This window comes from Polaromonas sp. P4_H1, assembly GCF_056400945.1.
In genome coordinates this window covers 62,016-80,908 of sequence record NZ_JBFUKG010000012.1, presented here as the reverse complement: position 1 = coordinate 80,908, position 18,893 = coordinate 62,016, and the positions used below count along the sequence as shown (strand labels likewise).

Below are 18,893 nucleotides of genomic sequence, written 5' to 3'. Positions count from 1 at the left end.
CAACGCGAGCCAACCGCTTCTGCGGTGTTGCGCTAGTCCTTCCTGTCGCTTGAACAGCGATGTTTCCCTTTTTTTACTCCTTCCCGCCTTTGGGGGAAGGTTGGGATGGGGGCAGCGACCGATGCAAAAGACTGCAGCATTTTTATACGCCGCTGGCCCTCACCCCAACCCTCTCCCAAAGGGCGAGGGAGCAAGAAAAAGCGTATCGCAACGTAACTAGGTGCTGACCAAAGAGAGCAAGGGCGGATGCGATCCCGGCGGGCTGCCTGGTCCCGGCGGTACTTCGCCCTCGTCCACGATCAGCTCCTTGCGCAGCATTTGCACATTGCCAAAAATGGTGGCAAAGGCCACGTCCTTCGCGTCGCGCCCCGTTCCTACGCGCACCAGCCGGTCAATGGGCGCCATATGGCTGGGATCAAACAGCACCCAGCGCCCCTCCAGCCAGGCCTCGAACACGGCGTGAAAATCCTGCGGCGGCTCGTCAAAATGGACGTAGCCCACCACCAGCCGCGCGGGAATATTGAGCGCCCGGCACAAGGTGATGCCCAGATGCGCAAAGTCCCGGCACACACCGGCGCGCTGCACAAACACATCCCGCGCCGTGGTCGTCGACGAGGTGCAACCCGGCAGGTAGGCGATCGAGTCGTGAATCCAGTTCTCGACCGCGCGCACGCGGCCGATACCGGAAGGCAGGTGAGCAAACAGCTGCTGCGCCGCGCGGCTCATGGAGTCCGACTCGCAGTAGCGGCTGGGCATCAGGTAACGCAAGACATCATCGGGCACGCTGGTCACCGGCGTTTCTTCAAGATACAGGGGCACGGGCGCGGCGACCAGCCGCACCTGGGCGTGGTAGTTGATGGACAGCCTCCCCTTGGACGCATCCAGGCGTATGAAACGGTTGCCGCTGCGCTCATCGCAAAAGTTGCGGACCTTCATGCTCGGCGTGATCGTCAGCCGCTCCTCCACCACCTGGTGACCCTCGTGAAACGCGGCCTCGATATTGAAAAGAAAATGGGTCGGGCTGCTGACTTCGTACTCGAGCAATGCATCGATCAGGGTGGTGTGCATGGAATGGGCGCCGGTTGAGAATTAAAAAAAACCCGTCGGAAGGACATTGAGACATTGCAGCCTGGCTGGCGCGGGACGGGCAGAATCATCAGATCCGCGTGCGGTGATGACCAGCGCCGTGGCCATGACCACTGTCCGCGGTGGCAAACCAGTTTTTGCATGTCACGAACACAATGCGCGCAGCGCGCTCCAGCACATCGGCTGAGGGCGCGGCGCGGCGCCGCGCACGCAAACGGGTGACCAGCAGGAACTCGGCAATGCCCGCCTGAAAACCGGCCCGCAGCGACACCGGCGCGGGCGGGGTGGCAGGCCGGTGCGCGACGTCCAGACGCGGCGCCGCGCTGCTGTCCACCGAGCGCGGCGGAAACAGCCGCTGCCGGACCCTGGACATCAAGGTACTTGCGGGCGCAGCTGTCGACGAAGACAACGAAGTCGATGAAGGCGAAGGTGTGATGGGAGGGAGTGACGCCATTTACTTCATGCCCTTCTTGACCGCACCCACGCCCAGCGCGGCGAGCACCACAAAAATGACCGCCAGAATCAGGAACAGGCCAAACAGGATCTTGGCAATGCCGGCGGCGCCTGCCGCCACCCCGCCAAAACCCAGGGCGCCGGCTATCAGTGAAATCACCGCAAAAATAATCGCGTACTTGAGCATCGGTTCTCCTTTGTCATGCCTCGTCCCCGCAAGCCTGCGAGCGGATAAGGCCTCAACAAACATCAGCACCAATATCAAAAATCAAAAAGCCATCAAAAGCAGGAGGCGAACACAGCGAACACGCGCGACGCTTACCCGGAAGCAATACTTACATGGTAGAAAAGCAAGCGGCGGTGACGCATCAGCAACGCCCGCGTGGCACTGTAGGACAAGGCCTCAGTGCATGCGGAGTTTGCTATGATTTTTCTAGCGTTACGGGCTTGCCAATAGCGGCCCCGGAGAGCCCCGGAGGACTCCGAGGACCGTCAGGCTTAGAGCCGCTAACAAAACCCAGCGAAGCGGTCCTGGCTAGGCGTGTCGTCGCAGACAGTGCTGCAGCACGGCAAGGTGACACAACGACGCCAGGAGGGTTTTGTTAGCCGCTCTTATTTGCCGAACAGGCCGCGAAGGCCCTCGCCCACGCGATCGCCCAGATTGGCGCCGGCGCCGGTACCCACACCCGGCAGCAGCGCCGTGCCAATGGCCGCGCCCAGCAGGGCCGAGCGCGACAGCGTCACCTCGGGCTTGTCCAGCGTGCCCCCCACCGTCAGGGGAACGCCCACCGCGCCGCCGATGGCCTGGCCCAGCTTGCTGTCGCCCGCCACATTCACGATGACCCGCCCGCTCAGCGCCTTGACCGGCGATATCGCCACATTGCCGGTGGCGCTCAGCACGCCCGAGCTCGCGATCAGGTTGCTCAGCTGCGCCGCTCGCCCCTGCGTGTTGACCTGCCCGGCCAGCGTGTCCAGACGCGTCTGCCCGCCGCGGCTCAAGCCCACGGTTTGCACGGCCTTGGCCAGGTCCAGGCCATTGATCACCGCGTTGCGCACGGTAAACGTGGTGTGGCTTTGCAGCGCATCCACCAGTCCGCTGGTGGTGGCCGCACGGGCATTGAGGCTGGTGGTAGCCTCCAGCTGCCCCGACAGCGCGCCGGCCGGAGCGGTCAGCGCGGAGACCTCGACCCCGCGGGTCTGCAGCTGGCCCTGGAGCGCCAGTGCTTCACCGGGCCGCGCCGAGGAGCCCGCAGGCGAGCGACGCAGGCCCAACCGGCCCTCTATCCTGCCGCCGCCCACCTCGACACGCAAGGCCCAGTGATCCTCGCCGGCAACGGTAGCGCCGCCCTTGTCCGCCTTGTCAGCGGGTTTGGGCTCTTCGCGCTGCAGCGTGGCCTGCAGCCCCTGCAGGTTGCCCTTGAGCAGCTTGAACGACACGCTGTCGGGCAGGCCGTCATCGGCCAGCGCCGCCTCGGCCGCCACCGTGGTGCGCGCGCCCGCGGCGCTGACCCAGGTCACCTCATCCAGCACCGTGCGGCGCGGCAAACCCTCCAGGGCGTCGTGTTCCGGCGTTTTCGGCCCGGGCCCCTGCTTGACGGGCTCCGGCTGCTTTTTTTTCTGCAGCGCCAGCAGCACCGCGTCTATACCCTGCTGCGGCAAGACAGCCCGCCGCACCAGCAGCGTGGAAACCGCCAGCCGCCCCTGCAACAGCGGTTGCCACTGGGGCCGTACCTCCACGCGCTCCAGCGTGAGGGGCGGTTTGCTCTGCACCGCGATGCCGCTCAGCGCCACAGCGGGCAAGGGCCACACATCCACCGCCACCCGGCCCAGCGTCACCGGCACCCCCAGCGCCGCCGAGGCTTCACGCTCGACGCGCAACCGGAAATCGTCCGTGCTCACCCAGCGGTGCAGCGTGAAGGCCACCGCCGCCAGCAAGGCCACCAGCCCCAGCGCCAGATACACCGCCCATTTAAAAACTTTTGCCATCCTGCTATTGTGGCGGTTTCAGGCCGCACGCCGCAGAAAACACGCGTCCCGATTAGAGCCTGCTCACCCTAAAACGGGAGATGCGTTTTAGGGTGAACAGGCCCTGACATCGGGGAGCCATTTCCAACCACCCTTCCAGGATCAACAAGAACACCCGGAAACATTACTGCGCCCCGGCGCCTGCCTCCTGTCGCCGCATATCGCGCTGCATGCGCCTGCCTGAAAGCCCGGCCAACGGCACCGTCGTGCGCGCCCAATTGCAGTCGTGGCGCAGAGTACAAAACCATCGCCACCGACAAGCTGCTATCGCGTCTGAAGCGGGTGGACGAGCGGCTGACCAGCAAGCAGTACCTGATGGGTGAAACTTTTAGCGTGACCGCCCCTTACCTGTCTACCGTCATCAACTGGGCTCCGCGTGTCGGCGTTGACATTGCGCGCCTGGTCAATCTCGCCGCTTTTCGCCAGCGCATGGCGGCCTGGCCACGACGGGGTTGGCTCAATACTTCAACTGGATCTTGTCAAGTTGCTCTTTGCTGACCATAGGCACATCTCCCCGCTTGTTCCAGCGATTGAGATTCCATGCGCCGTCGCCAACCCACGTCTTGAGCAGTTTGAGATTCGCGGCCCGCTCTTCATCCGTCGATCCGAGATACTGATACATGTTGCCGGGTTTGCCTCCGGCATACTGGCTGCTTCCATCGTCCAGCCGGCGCATGAATGCCCCCGTGTCGGGCCAGGCGATAAACGCAATCAAACGCTCGTATGAATCCATGCGCGGCCCTTGTGACTTCTCCGCGTACCCCTTCTCGTCCAGCAGAAAATCAGCCCGCTCAGGCGATTGCGCTCCGTGGCAGGCAACACATTTGGATTTCCAGAGTGGGGCGATGTGTGTGCGGTAGGTGACTTCCTGTGCCGCGACAGCACCAGTGCCCAAAATAAAGATCAGGATCATCGCCAGTTTCTTCAACATAAAGACCTCCTGGTTGGAGTTTGTCGACATTGCCGTCCAGTTGGCCGGTCTCCGCAATATGGACCTGTCAATCACGTATCGGGTTGATTTAAACCAACCCATCACCAATTGCAGCCCCTGCGAACACTGTCGGCCCGATTTTGTTGGGTTGGCCGCCCGGCCAGACCCGGAAACGGCCGTTGGACGCACGCATGCCGGAACGATCTAGCACGAATCCAGCAGCCCGTGTTGCACAGGCAAATTCAGATCGGCACACACTGAAGCCTGTTTTTTTCATTTCCACCTGGACACTTTCGGACACCTTTGGACACCTTCATGCCCTCTTCTCTCATGCCCTCTTTATTCGATCCCACCCAGGCCGGCGACCTTGAACTGGCCAACCGCATCGTGCTCGCCCCCCTCACCCGCAACCGCGCCCCCGACGCCATTCCCACGGCGCTGATGGCCGAGTACTACGCCCAGCGCGCCAGCGGCGGCCTGCTCGTCACCGAGGCCACCGCCATCAGCCACCAGGGCCAGGGCTATGCGGATGTACCCGGCCTCTACGGCAGCGAGCAGCTCGACGGCTGGAAGCAGGTGACCCGCGCCGTGCACGAGGCCGGCGGCAAGATCGTGGTGCAGCTCTGGCATGTGGGCCGCGTCTCGCACACCGAATTGCAGCCGGACGGCGGCCAGCCGGTCGCCCCCTCTGCCATCACCGCCAAGACCAAGACTGTGCTGCTCAAGGACGGCGCGCCCACCTTTGTCGCCACCTCCGAGCCGCGCGCGCTCTCGGTTGAAGAGTTGCCCGGCATCGTGCATAGCTACCAGCTTGCGGCGCGCAACGCGGTCGAAACCGCGGGCTTTGACGGCGTGGAAGTCCATGGCGCCAACGGCTACCTGCTCGACCAATTCCTCAAAAGCGGCTCCAACCAGCGCACCGACGACTACGGCGGCAGCATCGAAAACCGTGCGCGCCTGCTGCTCGAGGTCACGCGCGCCGTCACCAGCGCCATCGGCGGCGGACGCACCGGCATTCGCCTGTCACCCGTGACACCGGCCAACGATGTGCACGACGCCGATCCGCAGCCGCTGTTCGACTACGTGGTGCGCCAGCTCGCCACGTTGAACCTGGCCTACATCCACATCATTGAAGGCGCCACCGGCGGACCGCGCGAAATCGCCGACCGGCCGTTCGACTACACCGCGCTCAAGACCGCCTACCGCGAAGCCGGCGGCAAGGGTGCCTGGATGGTCAACAACGGCTATGACCAGGCACTGGCCAGGCAGGCCGTGGCAAACGGCGTCGACCTGGTCGCCTTTGGCAAGCCCTACATCGCCAACCCGGATCTGGTGGAGCGCCTGCGCCGCAATGCGCCGCTCAACCTGCCCGACCAGGCCACCTTTTATGGCGGCGGCGCCAAGGGTTATACGGACTACCCAACGCTATAAAACCAGACCGCTTGCCAGTCATGCATGACTGGCAAGGGGTTCAGGGCTTTTTACTTAAACCAGGCCCTGACACAGGTATTTGGTGTGCATATAGTCTTCGAGTCCGTAACGTGAGCCTTCACGGCCATAACCGGACTCCTTGACGCCGCCGAAGGGCGCAACTTCGGCGGCCAGTGCGCCTTCGTTGATGCCGACGATGCCGCTCTCCAGCGCATCGGCCATGCGCCAGACGCGCGCGATGCTTCAGGTACTCAGTCCAGGTTCGGTCCAAGGGCCGGTCCATTGCCGTGATTTCGGCTGCGCATAGCGCTGCACGGAAAGGTCGTCGGCACGGATCTCGGGCGCGCGGCCGCTCATGACGTCGGCCAGCACGCGCGCGGAGCCGCAGGCCATGGTCCAGCCCAGCGTCCCGTGGCCGGTGTTCAGATACAGATTGGGCAGCGGCGTGCGGCCCACCAGCGGCGTGCCGTCCGGGGTCATGGGCCGCAGGCCGGTCCAGAAGCTGCCGGTCCCGGCGTAGCCGGCGCCGGGGAACAGCTCGTTCAGGCACAGCTCCAGCGTTTCGCGGCGTCGCGGGTTCAGGCGCAGGTCAAAGCCGCGCAGCTCCGCCATGCCGCCCACGCGGATGCGGCGGTCAAAGCGCGTGATGGCGATCTTGTAGCTCTCGTCCAGCACGGTCGAAACCGGCGCGCGGCCCGCGTCGGCGACAGGCACGGTGATGGAATAGCCTTTGACCGGATAGACAGGTATTTCCAGCAAACCCGACAGCGCGGAAGTCGAGTACGCACCCAGCGCCATCACGTAAGCGTCGGCCTTGAGCAGGCGGCGGCCCTGCAGCACGCCGGCCACACGGCCGGCACAGACCTCCACGCTGTCGATGGCCTCACCGAAGGAAAAGCGCACGCCCATGGACTGGGCCAGATGGCCGATACCGGTGGTAAACAGGTGGCAGTCACCCGTCTCGTCGCCGGGCAGGCGCAGGCCGCCGACCAGCGGCCCTGTGGCGATGGCCGGTTCCGCGCGAACCAGCTCGTCAGGCCCCAGCAGTTCGTAGGGCACGCCCGCGGCGCGCAACACGGCCACGTCTTTCCCGACGGCGTCGAGCTGCGCCAAGGTGCGGAACACCTGCAGCGTGCCGCCCTCACGGCCTTCGTAGCGCAAGCCGGTGTCTTCGCGCAGCTGCGCCAGGCAGTCGCGGCTGTATTCGGCCAGCCGCAGCATGCGCTCCTTGTTCACCGCATAACGCCGCGGGCTGCAGTTGCGCAGCATCTGCCACATCCAGCGCAGCTGGTCCATGCTGCCGTCCAGGCCGATGGCCAGCGGCGCATGCTTCTGGAACATCCAGCGCAACGCCTTCAGCGGCACGCCGGGCGCGGCCCACGGCGCCGCGTAGCCCGGCGACACCTGGCCGGCATTGGCGAAACTCGTCTCCCGCGCGGGGCCGGGCTGGCGGTCGACCACCGTCACCTCGTGGCCCGCCCGGGCCAGATAGTAGGCCGTCGTGGTGCCGATAACGCCGGCACCCAGAACCAGCACCTTCATGCCAAATTCCCTTGGCACAGGTACTTGGTGTGCAGGTATTCGTCCAGACCCCAGTGCGAGCCTTCACGGCCGTAGCCCGACTCCTTCACGCCGCCGAAGGGCGCGGCCTGCGCCGCGATGGCGCCTTCGTTGATGCCCACCATGCCCGTCTCCAGCGCCGAGGCCACGCGCCAGACGCGCTTGATGTCGTTGGAGAAGAAGTAGCCGGCCAAGCCGAAAGGGGTGTCGTTCGCCTGCGCGATCACCTCGTCTTCGCTGCTGAACCGGAACACGGGCACCACCGGGCCGAAAGTCTCTTCGCACGACAACTCCATGTCGGGCGTCGCGCCGGTCAGCACTGTGGGCGCGTAGTAGTTCGGACCATTGGCGACTTCTGTACACACGCGGCTTCCGCCCACAACCGCCTTCGCACCTTTGGCCACGGCGTCGTTCACGTGACGCTCGATCTTGTCCACCGCTCGTGCGTTGATCATCGGGCCGATCTCGGCTTCCACCCAACTGGCCGGGCCGACCCGCAACGCGCCCACGCGGGCCGCCAGCTTGTCGACGAAGCGATCATGCACGGCCTCGTGCACGAACACACGGTTGGGGCTCACGCAGGTCTGGCCGCCGTTGCGGAACTTGGCGGCCATCAGGCCCTCGACGGCGGCGTCCAGGTCCGCATCCTCGAACACGATGAAGGGTGCGTTGCCGCCGAGCTCGAGCGACAGCTTCTTGAGCGTGCCGGCCGACTCGCGCGCCAACAGCTTGCCCACCGCCGTGCTGCCGGTGAAGCTGATCTTGCGCACGCGGCCATCGCGCAGCCACTCGCCCACCACCTCCGGCGTGCGCTCGCGCGAGGCGGGCACGATGTTCAACACGCCAGGGGGCACGCCCGCTTCCTCGGCCAGCTTCACGAGAGCCAACGAAGTGAGGGGCGTATCCTCGGCTGGCTTGGCGACCACGGTGCAGCCGGCCGCCAGCGCGGGCGCGATCTTGCGCGCGATCATCGCCGCGGGAAAATTCCAGGGCGTGACCACGGCGACGACGCCAACGGCCTCTCTCAGCACCAGGTAGCGCTTGCTCGCCACCGGCGCGGCGATGATCTCGCCGTGGGCACGCACACCCTCTTCGGCGAACCACTCCACATAACCCGCGCTGTAGGCGATTTCGCCGCGCGACTCCGCGAGCGGCTTGCCCTGCTCGCGCGAAATCAGTGTGGCCAGCGGCTCCACGTCGCGCTCGATCAGCGCCTGCCACTTCTTGAGGATCAGGCAGCGCTCGCGCGGCGAGCGTGCCTTCCAGGCGGGCAGCGCCTGTGCCGCGGCGTCGGCGGCCAGCCGTGCGTCCGCCCCGCCGCCGTCGGCCGCCAGGGTGATCAGGCTGTCGTCGGCGGGATTGCGCACCTCGAATTCGCGGCCGTCCTGGGCTGCTTGCCAGCGGCCCGCGATGTAGTTCAGTGTTTGCATGTCAGTTCAATCAGTTCAGTGAAAAAATTCCCGACGGCGCCCAGGCCGTCGATCTTTATGCGCACGCGGCGCTCCCTGCAGACTCGCGTGCCCGGCGCGTCACGGCCTGCAACACGGCGCCCGCCACGCCCCGGATCGCGTCAAAACCTTCGTTCTTCTTGAACGAGGCGACATCCATGAAGCGCTTCTTATTGATCTCCACCATCACGCTTTCCTGCGTGCCGTCGGGCTTGCCGTAGCGGCGGTTCAGCTCGCCGCCGGTGTAGGGCGTATTGACCGAGCAGGTGAAACCCTGGGCGCGGATGACCTCGGCGACGAACTCGATGAATTCCGCCGTGCTGGAGGTGCCGCGCAGGTTGCCCAGGCAGAAGTCCATGCGTTCCTTTCCGGCGTCGGCGTGCGTCGGCGCGCCCACCGCGGACATGCAATGGCAGGTGAGCTGGTAGTAAAAGCCGTGCGCCGCCAGCATGCGGTCCATCACCGAAGCGAGCTCTCGGTGGTAGGGCCGGTAATAACGGTCAAGCCTGGCCTCGACCTCCGCGACGGTGAGCTTGCGCTCCTGCAGCGGCTCGCCGTAGCGGGACACGGTCTTGAGCAGCCCGAGCCCGCTCTTGGAGACAAACTGCACCGGCACGGGCCATTCGCCTTCGATCAGGTCGGGGTCGATGTCGAGCTCATGCCGGTTGGCGTCGATGTAGGTGTTGGGAAACAGCGCCTGCAGCATCGTGGCGCCGTATTTGGGCGCATCCTTCCATATCTCCTCCACATACATCGACACGTTGTCGTGCAGGGCCGAGAACGGGACGGGCGAGCGGAAATCGATGGGATAGAGGCGCCCGCTGCGCGAGACATCCACGATCACCGGGACTGGAGCCGCCGTGGGATCGAAACGGTAGAAGACGTCGGGTTCGAGATACATGGATCGGGTCTTCTGGATCAGGCCGTACATTCGCGCGGCTGCGCCTTGGTCTTTTGCAGCTGCAGCAATTCATCGGCGCTGCGGTGGCAGAAGACCTCCACGCCGCCTTCGAGTTCATGCCGCGGCGGCGTCTTGCTGTCGCACACGCCGGCCACGCGCAAGGGGCACCGGTCCAGGAAGCTGCAAATGCCCGCGCGGTCGGTGGGCGCCTGCACCAGCGGCAGGGCCGCGCGCTGCGCCGCTCCGACTTCTTCCAGCCATCCCGGGCGCAGCTCCGGAACGGAATTGGCCAGCAGGTGGAAATACGGATGGCGCGGCGCATGCGCGAAAGCCGACCGGGTCAGCGACTCCACCTTCTGGCCGGCGTACAGCACCACGATCTCGTCGCACACGGCGCGCACGGTGTTCATGTCGTGGCTGATGAACATGTACGACACCCCGAGCTCTTTGCGCAGCTGCGCCAGCAGGTCCAGGATGGCGGCGCCCACGACCGTGTCCAGCGCCGAGGTGACTTCGTCGCACAGGATCAGGTCGGGGTCGGCGGCCAGCGCGCGCGCCAGGTTGACGCGCTGCTTCTGCCCGCCGGAGAGCCCGGCAGGCAGGCGCCGGGCACAAGCCTGCGGCAGTTGCACGAGGTCGAGCAGCTGCGCGATGCGCTTGTCCAGCGCCTCGCCCTTCAAACCGCGGTACAGCTGCAGCGGCCGCGCGAGAATCTCGGCGATGGTGTGCGAAGGATTGAGCGCCGTGTCCGCCATCTGGAACACGATCTGGATGCGGCGCAGTTCCTCGGGTGAACGCTGCGATACCAGGCGCGGCAGCGGTTTGCCGTCGAACATGATCTGCCCGCCGGCGGGCCCGATCAGGCCGGCGACGGCGCGAGCCAGCGTGGTCTTGCCGGAGCCGGACTCGCCGATGACGCCGATCGCCTGGCCGCGGTACAGGGTCAGGCTCACATCGTCGAGCACCGGCGAGGCAGGCCGGCCGTGCTTGTCCAGGGGCCCATAGCCGGCCACCAGGTTGCGCACCTGAAGCAGCGGCGTGGCGCCCTCGGCCACCGTCTCGCCGCTGCGCGCCTTGGGATTCGCCGCGGCGATCAGGCTGCGCGTGTAGTCGTCCTTCGGCGTGTTGATGATCTGCGCCGTGGTGCCGATCTCGCGCTCGGCGCCGTCGCGCAGCACCAGGATGCGGCCGGCCATCTGGGCCACCACCGCCAGGTCGTGCGTGACGTAGACCGCCGTGGTCCGGCGCTCGCGCACCACGCGGCGGAAGGCGTGCAACACCTCGATCTGGGTGGTGACGTCCAGCGCCGTGGTGGGTTCGTCGAAGATCACCAGGTCCGGGTCGCTCATCAGCGCCATCGCGGCCATCAGGCGCTGCAGCTGCCCGCCCGAAACCTGGTGCGGGTAACGCTGGCCGATGCTGTCGGGGTGCGGCAGCGCCAGCTCGCGGAACAGCGTCACGGCTTTTTTCTCGGCCTCCGCACGCGACATCAGCGAGTGGATGTGCGCGGTTTCAACCACCTGGTCCATGATGGTGCGCGACGGGTTGAACGAGGCGGCGGCACTCTGCGCGATGTAGGAGATACGGCGGCCGCGCAAGCGGCGCCGTTCCGATTCGGACAGGCCCAGCACATCGGTGTCTCCGATGCGCACGCTGCCTCCGGCGATGCGGCAGCCGTGGCGCGCGTAGCCCATGAGCGCCAGGCCTATGGTGGTCTTGCCGGAGCCGGATTCGCCGATCAGCGCCAGCACCTCGCCGGGTTCGATGCGGAAAGAAACGCCTTTGACAATCTCTGTTTCGCCGCCGCCGGCGGCCTGCGCCACGATGCGCAGTTCGTTCACGAGGACAGTGGCACCCATTAATGTTTCTCCCGGTCTGCGTCGGTATGGCCCGGCAGGTTGTCGATAACGAGGTTGACCGCGATGGTCAGCGCGGCGATCGCGAACGCCGGGGCGAGCACCGAGACGCCGCCTATCGGCAATACGCCGAGGTTCTCACGCACCAGGGAGCCCCAGTCGGCCATCGGCGGCTGCACGCCCAGGCCCAGGAAGCTCAGGCTCGCCAGAAGGCGCAGGGCGTAGACGAAGCGCAGGCCCATGTCGGCCAGCAGCGGGCCGGTGATGTTGGGCAGGATCTCGCGGCGCATGATGTAGCCCCGGCGTTCGCCGCGGGCGCGCGCCACCAGCACGTAGTCCATGGCGTTGATGTTCACCGCGAGCGAACGGATGATGCGGTAGCTGCCCGGCATGTAGACAATCGTGGCCACGGCGATCAGCAGCGTCACGGAGGAACCGAAGCCCGCAATCACCACCAGCGCGAACATTTTGCTCGGGATCGAGATCAGGGTGTCGAGCAGCCGGCTCAAGGCGGAATCCACCCAGCCGCCGGTGACCGCGGCCAGCAGGCCCAGCACCGCGCCCAGGCCGCAGGCGAGCAGCGTGGCCACCAGCGCGACGCCTATGGTGTAGGGCGTGCCCGCGACGATTCGCGTCAGCATGTCCCGGCCCAGGTAGTCGGTGCCCAGCCAGTGCTGCGCGCTCATGGCCTGGAACACCCCCGCGTCGGACATCTCCCCCAGGGATTGGTCGGACAGGAAGGGCGCGAACAGGGCCACGGCGACCCAGAAACCCAGCACGGCCAGGCCCAGTTTTCCGGCGCGCGACCAGCCGGCCAGTAGCCCGCGCTTGCGGGTGGAAACGGCGGAAGGAAGGAGTGTGGCAGTAGTCATATAAAAACCTCCGCGCTACGCGCTACGGCGCGAGCGCCTTCGGATGGACGGGCGGCGCTCATTGGTGCCTCAGCCTGGGGTTGGAGATGATGCCGCACACGTCGGCCAGCATCACCAGGATCAGATAAGCCGCGCAAAAAATCATGGCACAGGCCTGTACCAGCGGCATGTCGCGCTGGACCACGCCGTCGACCATGAGCTTGGCGATGCCCGGGTAGTTAAAGATCACCTCAATGATGATCACGCCGCCCAGCAGGTAGGACAGGCTCAGCGCCACCGCGTTGGCGATGGGGCCGATGGCGTTGGGCAGCGCATGGAACAGCACGGCGCGGGCGGCGGACGCACCCTTCAGGCGCACCATCTCGATGTAGGCCGCGGCCAGCTGGTCGATCACGGCGGCGCGCGTCATGCGCATCATCTGCGCCATGATCACGCTGCCCAGGCTGAGCACAGGCAGCGCGAACGAATGCAGCATCTGGCCGGGCGAGGACAGGTTCACCTCGTACGAGAGCGCCGGCAGCCATTTCAGCTGGACGGCGAACACCAGAACGGCCAGTGTGGCAACCAGGAACTCCGGCACCGAGACCACAGCCACCGCGGACATGCTGGCGAAACGGTCGAAAGCCGAGCCGCGCCACAAGGCGCACAGGATGCCCAGGCCCAGGGCCAGCGGCACCGCAAAGGCGGCCGTGACAGCGGCCAGCAGCAGCGAGTTGGGCAGGCGGCTGGCAACCGCCTCGCGCACCGGCATGCCCGTGACCACGGACTTGCCCGGGTCACCGGTGACCACGCCGCCCAGCCAGTCGAAGTAGCGCAGCACCGCGCTGCGGTCCAGGCCCATCTCGTGGCGCAGGGCCTTCACGGCCTCGGGCGTGGCGTCCTGGCCCAGCCTCTCTTCCGCCGCGTCGCCGGGCAGCACGGCGGTGATGGCGAACACCACCGCCGACACCGCCAGCAGCGAGCCCAGACCGGCCAGGATGCGGCCGGCCACCATTTTCACGATGGTCAGGTTCATAACGTTTTCTTCCTTTCGAGGGCCATCGCGGAACCGGCTTTGCCGGGCCGCAGGTGGCGCCCCCTTGAGGGGGAGGCGCCGAAGGCGCTTCGGGGGGGAGTCATGCTCGGCCTCCGCAGAGCCGCCTCAAGGCGGCCGAAGCCCCCCTGGGGGGCAGCGCAGCACACGAAGTGACAAGCGTGGGGGTCATGCTTCTAACCACACGTGTTCGGCGAAGCTGGAGCCCATCATCCCGCCCAGGGGGATGGGGCTGAGGCCCTTGAGCTTCTTGTTGTGGCCGTCCAGGCTGGAGAGGAACATCGGGATCCCGATGCCGCCGTCGCTATGGATCATGGTCTGCATGTCGGCGTACATCTGGGCCCGCTTGGCCGCGTCGGTTTCGCCGCGCGCGGCCACCAGCAACTGGTCGAACTGCTCGTTCTTCCAGCCCGCTTCGTTCCAGGGCGCATCCGACTTGAAGAACAGCGTCAACGCCAGGTCAGCGCTGGGGCGTGTGTTGACATTGCCGAAGCCGATCGGGTGCTTCATCCAGTGCTGCGACCAATAGCCGTCGGCCGGCATGTTGCGCACATCCAGGTTCAGTCCGGCCTGCCGGGCAGCGTGCTGCAGCACCAGCGCCATCTCCACCGAGTTTGTCGCGGCGGACGAGGCCACCATCGGGATGGCGGCGCTGCCCAGCTTGGCTTTTTGCAAGTGCCACTTGGCCTTGTCTGCATCGTAGGGGCGCTGCTTCAGGCCCTTGAAGTAGAAGCGGTTGCCCGGGGCGATGGGCTGGTCGTTGGCCACGACGCCACGGCCGATCTGGATGGACTTGAGCATCTGCTCGCGGTTGAACAGGAGCTTCATGGCCATCACGAAATCCGGGTTGCTGCCGGGGCCGCTGTCGCGCCGCATGATCAGGTCCGTGTAAGAGACGCCCTTGGTCTCGAAGATCGCGTGCTTGCCGCTGCCATTCACGCGGTCGATGGAGCGCGGGTTGACCTGGCCGACCATATCCAGTTCGCCAGCCAGCAGCGCGTTGATGCGCGCCGACTCGTCGCTGATGCCCACGTACTCGATCTCGTCCAGGTACGGGCGGTTGGGCTTCCAGTAGTTGTCGTTGCGCACGGCGATGGAGCGCACGCCGGGCTTGAACTCCTTGACCTTGTACGGGCCCGTGCCGATGCCGGCGTTGAAGTCGGTCGTGCCGTCTTTGACGATGTGGAAGTGGTAGGTGCCCAGGATCACTGGCAAGTCGGCATTGGGCGAGGTCAGCCGGAACGTCACCTCATTGGGGCCCGTGGCGGTCACTTCCTCGATCTGGTCGGCCAGCACCTTGGCCTTGGAACCAGTGGCCGGGTTCTTGTGGCGCATCATGGAGAAGACCACGTCGGCCGGCGTCAGCGGCTTGCCGTCGTGGAAAGTGACGCCCTTGCGCAGCTTGAACACCCAGGTCTTGGCGTCCTTGGTGGTGAACTCCTCGGCCAGTGAGGGCTGGGGCGTCAGGCTGCCGTCCAGGTAGGTCAGCCCGTTGTAGAACATGAAGCCGCGGATGTAGTCGGTGCCGTTAGCCTGCTTGGCCGGATCCAATGTATCGCTCACCCCGGAAGCCGCTCCAGCGACCTTGATGCGCCCGCCCTTGCGCGGCGTTTCTGCATGGGCGGCGCCGGCAAGGCCCGCGATGCTGCCAGCCAGGGCCGCCTGCATGCCGCCGGCCGCCAACATGGCCAATACATCGCGCCGGCTCGCGCCGCGCTGCAACGCACCCAGGATGCGTGTGCTCTCTTCAGGGCCGATCAGGCCGTCCAGCTGTTTGTTATCTGCCATGGTGGTCTCCTAGTGGGGGTAAAGGCATTGGAGCACCTGGCGACCGGGTATATGCCTCGATCACACGGGGGTGCTTGGTTAAAACTGCGGTTTTGCGGATGGCCGGCGGCATGGTGTGCGGCGCGCCCCCGACGGCTTCAGGATCTGGCCGTACGGCTTGCATCCGCCCATCACCACGCCGAAGCGAGGGTCATCGAGGTCCTTGACGAACAGGTGCATGCGTTCGGGCGGCAGCCGGCCCTCGCAGAGGTCGCAGGCCATCCGGTGCATGGGGAAACAGGTCAGTGCGCCGCTGCAGTCAAAGCCGATGGACTGGGGACGAAGGGTCATGAAAGCATCCTCCTGGAAGGGTGGTGCAAAGCCTGGACCGGTTCGCCGGCGCCATGCTTGAATGCTATTGAACCGCCGCCGCAGATGCTGCGGTTGTGCGCCGCTCGCGCACCGTTCATGCCGAATGCCCACTCTTAAACGGCAGATCAATTCCAGGCAAGGGCGTACCATGACTTCGATTCTTTTGAGAGGGCAATCATGGAAAATGACGACACAATGCGCGGCCGACCGCCGCGCAATGCACACTGGTTCTGCAAGGGCAACTTCCCCGCGGAGCAACGCAAAATCCGCCGCGCCGCAGCAAAGGATAAGCGCCCATGAACGTCTCCCTTGTTGAGCAACTCAAAGCCGCCGGCCGCCTGGATCGCCTGTTCATAGACGGTGAGTGGGTCCTGCCCTCAGGGCAATCCCGGGCCAGCGTCATCGACCCGTCGACCGAGGAGCCCGTCGCGCAGATCGCGTTGGGAACCGCGGAGGACGTCGCGACGGCCGTGGCCGCGGCACGCTGCGCCTTCGCGAGCTGGTCCGTCAGTTCCGTCCAGAGCAGGGCTTCGCTGCTTGACCGCGTCCACGCCCTGATCCTCGAGCGAGCAGAACTGTTCGCCCAGGCGATCTCGCTGGAGATGGGCGCCGCCATCGGGTTTGCGCGCAGCACACAGGTGCCGGTCGCGGCGGAGCACATCCGCGTGGCCCGTGCCAATCTGGCCGGCTATCCCTTCCTCACCCACCGGGGGGACATGGCCATCCTGCGCGAGGCCATTGGTGTGTGCGGCCTGATCACCCCCTGGAACTGGCCGCTCTACCAGATCACGGCCAAGGTCGGCCCCGCCCTGGCGGCGGGATGCACCGTCGTCCTCAAGCCCAGCGAGCTGTCGCCCCTGAGCGCCTTGCTTTTTGCCGAGGTGGTGCACGACGCCGGCATCCCGCCGGGCGTGTTCAACCTGGTGAGCGGCAACGGGCCGGAGGTCGGCGCCGCGTTGTCGGCGCATCCGGACGTGGACATGATCTCGATCACCGGTTCAACCCGGGCCGGCGTCCTGGTGGCCCAGGCGGCCGCCCCGACGGTGAAACGCGTGGCCCAGGAACTCGGCGGCAAATCGCCCAACGTGATCCTGCCGGACGCGGACCTGGCGCGCGCCGTGCCGGCGGGCGTGGCGGCCGCCTTTCGCAACGTCGGCCAGTCCTGCAGCGCGCCGACCCGCATGATCGTGCCGCGCGAGCGCCTGCAGGAGGTTGAACGGATCGCGCTCGAAGCGGCCTTGAGCTTCGTCGTGGGCGATCCGCGTTCGCCGCAGACCACGCACGGCCCGGTGGCGAACCGCGCCCAGTTCAACCGGGTGCAGGAAATGATCGCCATCGGCATCGCCGAAGGTGCGCGCCTCGTTTGTGGCGGCCCCGGCCGGCCGGAGGGCCTGGGGCGCGGCTTCTATTGCCGCCCGACCATCTTCTCCGCGGTGCATCCGCACATGCAGATCGCGCAGGAGGAAATCTTCGGGCCGGTGCTTGCGATCATCGCCTACGACAGCGTGGACGAGGCTGTGGAGATCGCCAACGACACGGTCTACGGCCTGGGCGCGCACGTGCAGGGCCAGGACCTCGCCGCTGCGCGCGCGGTCGCGGCGCGCATCCGCTCCGGGCAGGTGCACATCAACTATCCGGCCTGGAGCCCCCATGCCCCCTTTGGCGGCTACAAGCGCTCGGGCAATGGCCGCGAATACGGCATCGAAGGCCTTGAGGAGTACCTGGAAACCAAGGCGATCCTGGGGTTCGGGCAGGAGCAGCCAGCATGAGCACAGCCTTGGCACAAAGAGTACAGGCACTCAACAACGACCGAAATCCATCCATGTCCCAGCCCCTGCGCATCCTCGAGACCTCCTCCACCCCGCCGGCCAGCGCCGACGTCGTCGTGATCGGCGGCGGGATCATCGGTGTCTTCACCGCTTACTACCTGGCCCGGCGCGGGCTTTCGGTCGCCGTGGTCGAAAAGGGCCGCATCGGCGCCGAGCAATCGAGCCGCAACTGGGGCTGGTGCCGCCAGCAGAACCGCGACGCGCGCGAACTGCCCATGGCCACCCGGAGCCTCGAACTCTGGGACCAGTTTGCCGCCGACAGCGGCGAAGACACGGGCTTCACGCGCTGCGGCTTGTTGTACCTCAGCGATGACGAGGCCCAGATTGCCGGCTGGGCAAAGTGGCGCGAATTCGCGACGACCGCCGGCGTGACCACGCACATGCTGAGCGGCCGCGAGGCTTCGGAGCGGGGTCTGGCGACCGGCCGCGCGTGGAAGGGCGGCGTCTTCTCACCCAGCGACGGGACGGCCGACCCGGCCAAGGCGGCACCCGCGGTGGCGGCCGCGCTCATGAAGCTCGGCGGCACCGTCCACCAGAACTGCGCCGCGCGCGGCATCGAGATGGAGGGCGGCCGGCTCAGCGGCGTCGTGACCGAAGCGGGGACCATCAAGACCCGCACCGCAGTGCTCGCAGGCGGTGCTTGGGCGTCCTCGTTCTGCAACCAGCTCGGCGTACGGTTTCCGCTCGCCACGATACGCCAATCCATCGTGCGCCTGTCGCCGGTGGAGCAACGTCTGCCGGATGCGCTGACCAGCCCACGCGTCGCCATCACCCGGCGCCCCGACGGCCATTACGTCCTGGCCATCAGCGGCCGTGGGCGCGCCGACCCCACGCCGCAGCTGCTGCGCTTCGCGCCGCAGTTCATCCCGATGTTCGCCAAGCGCTGGCGCAACGTGTTTCCCGGCGGCCTGGAAGGCATACGCTGGGGCCACGAAACCCGCGCGCGATGGAAGCTGGATGCTCCCACACCCATGGAACGGGCGCGCATCCTCAACCCCAAGCCCGACCCTGCGGGTGTCCGCGAAATCCACCGCCGTGCCGTCGACTTGTTGCCCGCGCTGCGCGAAGCCCGCATCGCGAACACCTGGGCGGGCTACATTGACAGCACGCCCGATGGCGTGCCGGGTATCGGAGAACTGCCGCAGGTGCCCGGGCTCATCCTGGCCGCGGGCTTCTCGGGACACGGTTTCGGCATCGGTCCCGGCGCGGGCCACCTGATCGCCGACCTGGTGTCTGGCGCCAAGCCGATCTTCGATCCGGAGCCTTTCAACCCTGCCCGGTTCAACGCGTCGGCGTGGGGCAAGGTGGCTGATTTCTAACGAGCGTCCC

17 protein-coding genes and 1 pseudogene are annotated in these 18,893 nt (G+C 66.3%); 4 read left to right on the top strand and 14 right to left on the bottom strand.

All coding sequences use genetic code 11. From position 1 onward, the window contains the following. Window positions 1-216: 216 nt before the first annotated feature. The 4 genes from AC1DS5_RS16420 to AC1DS5_RS16405 all read right to left on the bottom strand — a co-directional run bounded on the left by AC1DS5_RS16420 (window position 217) and on the right by AC1DS5_RS16405 (window position 3,525). Entirely contained in the window at window positions 217-1,068 is an 852-nt protein-coding gene (locus AC1DS5_RS16420) for a transglutaminase-like domain-containing protein (protein WP_477719313.1), read from the bottom strand. Between the two features lie 88 nt (window positions 1,069-1,156). Next, the gene (locus AC1DS5_RS16415) at window positions 1,157-1,540 is read right to left on the bottom strand and encodes a hypothetical protein (protein ID WP_477719312.1); all 384 of its coding nucleotides are present in this window, start codon (window positions 1,538-1,540) and stop codon (window positions 1,157-1,159) included. Beyond that, window positions 1,541-1,726, bottom strand: a complete 186-nt coding sequence (locus AC1DS5_RS16410) for a DUF1328 family protein (RefSeq protein WP_477719311.1) — start codon at window positions 1,724-1,726, stop codon at window positions 1,541-1,543. Between the two features lie 425 nt (window positions 1,727-2,151). Then, window positions 2,152-3,525: an AsmA family protein gene (locus AC1DS5_RS16405; protein ID WP_477719310.1), complete on the bottom strand. Its 1,374-nt coding sequence runs from the start codon at window positions 3,523-3,525 to the stop codon at window positions 2,152-2,154. 108 nt (window positions 3,526-3,633) lie between these two features. On the opposite strand from AC1DS5_RS16405, the gene AC1DS5_RS16400 reads away from it, so the two are divergent. Continuing rightward, complete coding sequence (locus tag AC1DS5_RS16400) at window positions 3,634-4,062, top strand: glutathione binding-like protein (RefSeq protein WP_477719412.1); 429 nt, start codon at window positions 3,634-3,636, stop codon at window positions 4,060-4,062. Here the strand turns inward: AC1DS5_RS16400 and AC1DS5_RS16395 are convergent. Then, on the bottom strand, window positions 4,022-4,495 hold the full coding sequence (locus tag AC1DS5_RS16395; protein WP_477719309.1) for a cytochrome C: 474 nt from the start codon (window positions 4,493-4,495) through the stop codon (window positions 4,022-4,024). The genes AC1DS5_RS16400 and AC1DS5_RS16395 overlap by 41 nt on opposite strands. 330 nt (window positions 4,496-4,825) lie before the next feature. Here AC1DS5_RS16395 and AC1DS5_RS16390 point away from each other — a divergent pair, with 330 nt between their 5' ends. Next, on the top strand, window positions 4,826-5,926 hold the full coding sequence (locus AC1DS5_RS16390) for an alkene reductase (RefSeq protein WP_477719411.1): 1,101 nt from the start codon (window positions 4,826-4,828) through the stop codon (window positions 5,924-5,926). A gap of 54 nt (window positions 5,927-5,980) precedes the next feature. Here AC1DS5_RS16390 and AC1DS5_RS16385 read toward each other — a convergent pair. From AC1DS5_RS16385 to AC1DS5_RS16345, 9 genes and pseudogenes are all read right to left on the bottom strand, one after another. Beyond that, a pseudogene (locus AC1DS5_RS16385) lies at window positions 5,981-6,166 on the bottom strand (aldehyde dehydrogenase family protein); the annotation flags it as partial. A 3-nt stretch (window positions 6,167-6,169) separates the two neighbouring features. Then, a complete protein-coding gene (locus tag AC1DS5_RS16380) occupies window positions 6,170-7,468 on the bottom strand; it encodes a D-amino acid dehydrogenase (RefSeq protein ID WP_477719308.1) in 1,299 nt (432 codons plus the stop codon). Beyond that, window positions 7,465-8,916: an NAD-dependent succinate-semialdehyde dehydrogenase gene (locus AC1DS5_RS16375; RefSeq protein WP_477719307.1), complete on the bottom strand. Its 1,452-nt coding sequence runs from the start codon at window positions 8,914-8,916 to the stop codon at window positions 7,465-7,467. Before AC1DS5_RS16375 ends, AC1DS5_RS16380 begins: the two co-directional genes overlap by 4 nt. A 55-nt stretch (window positions 8,917-8,971) precedes the next feature. Next, complete coding sequence (locus AC1DS5_RS16370; RefSeq protein ID WP_477719306.1) at window positions 8,972-9,835, bottom strand: N-formylglutamate amidohydrolase; 864 nt, start codon at window positions 9,833-9,835, stop codon at window positions 8,972-8,974. Window positions 9,836-9,852: 17 nt separating this feature from the next. After that, window positions 9,853-11,694, bottom strand: a complete 1,842-nt coding sequence (locus AC1DS5_RS16365) for an ABC transporter ATP-binding protein (RefSeq protein ID WP_477719305.1) — start codon at window positions 11,692-11,694, stop codon at window positions 9,853-9,855. Beyond that, window positions 11,694-12,563, bottom strand: a complete 870-nt coding sequence (locus tag AC1DS5_RS16360) for an ABC transporter permease (RefSeq protein ID WP_477719304.1) — start codon at window positions 12,561-12,563, stop codon at window positions 11,694-11,696. The genes AC1DS5_RS16365 and AC1DS5_RS16360 overlap by 1 nt, the downstream gene beginning before the upstream one ends. Window positions 12,564-12,621: 58 nt before the next feature. Beyond that, on the bottom strand, window positions 12,622-13,578 hold the full coding sequence (locus AC1DS5_RS16355; protein ID WP_477719303.1) for an ABC transporter permease: 957 nt from the start codon (window positions 13,576-13,578) through the stop codon (window positions 12,622-12,624). A 186-nt stretch (window positions 13,579-13,764) separates the two neighbouring features. After that, a complete protein-coding gene (locus AC1DS5_RS16350) occupies window positions 13,765-15,384 on the bottom strand; it encodes an ABC transporter substrate-binding protein (protein ID WP_477719302.1) in 1,620 nt (539 codons plus the stop codon). Between the two features lie 78 nt (window positions 15,385-15,462). Continuing rightward, entirely contained in the window at window positions 15,463-15,714 is a 252-nt protein-coding gene (locus AC1DS5_RS16345) for a hypothetical protein (protein WP_477719301.1), read from the bottom strand. Window positions 15,715-16,031: 317 nt separating this feature from the next. Here AC1DS5_RS16345 and AC1DS5_RS16340 point away from each other — a divergent pair, with 317 nt between their 5' ends. Then, window positions 16,032-17,504 (top strand): aldehyde dehydrogenase family protein, encoded by a 1,473-nt coding sequence (locus AC1DS5_RS16340; RefSeq protein ID WP_477719300.1) that lies wholly within the window; start codon window positions 16,032-16,034, stop codon window positions 17,502-17,504. Between the two features lie 53 nt (window positions 17,505-17,557). Further along, on the top strand, window positions 17,558-18,883 hold the full coding sequence (locus AC1DS5_RS16335) for an NAD(P)/FAD-dependent oxidoreductase (RefSeq protein WP_477719410.1): 1,326 nt from the start codon (window positions 17,558-17,560) through the stop codon (window positions 18,881-18,883). Window positions 18,884-18,893: the final 10 nt, after the last annotated feature.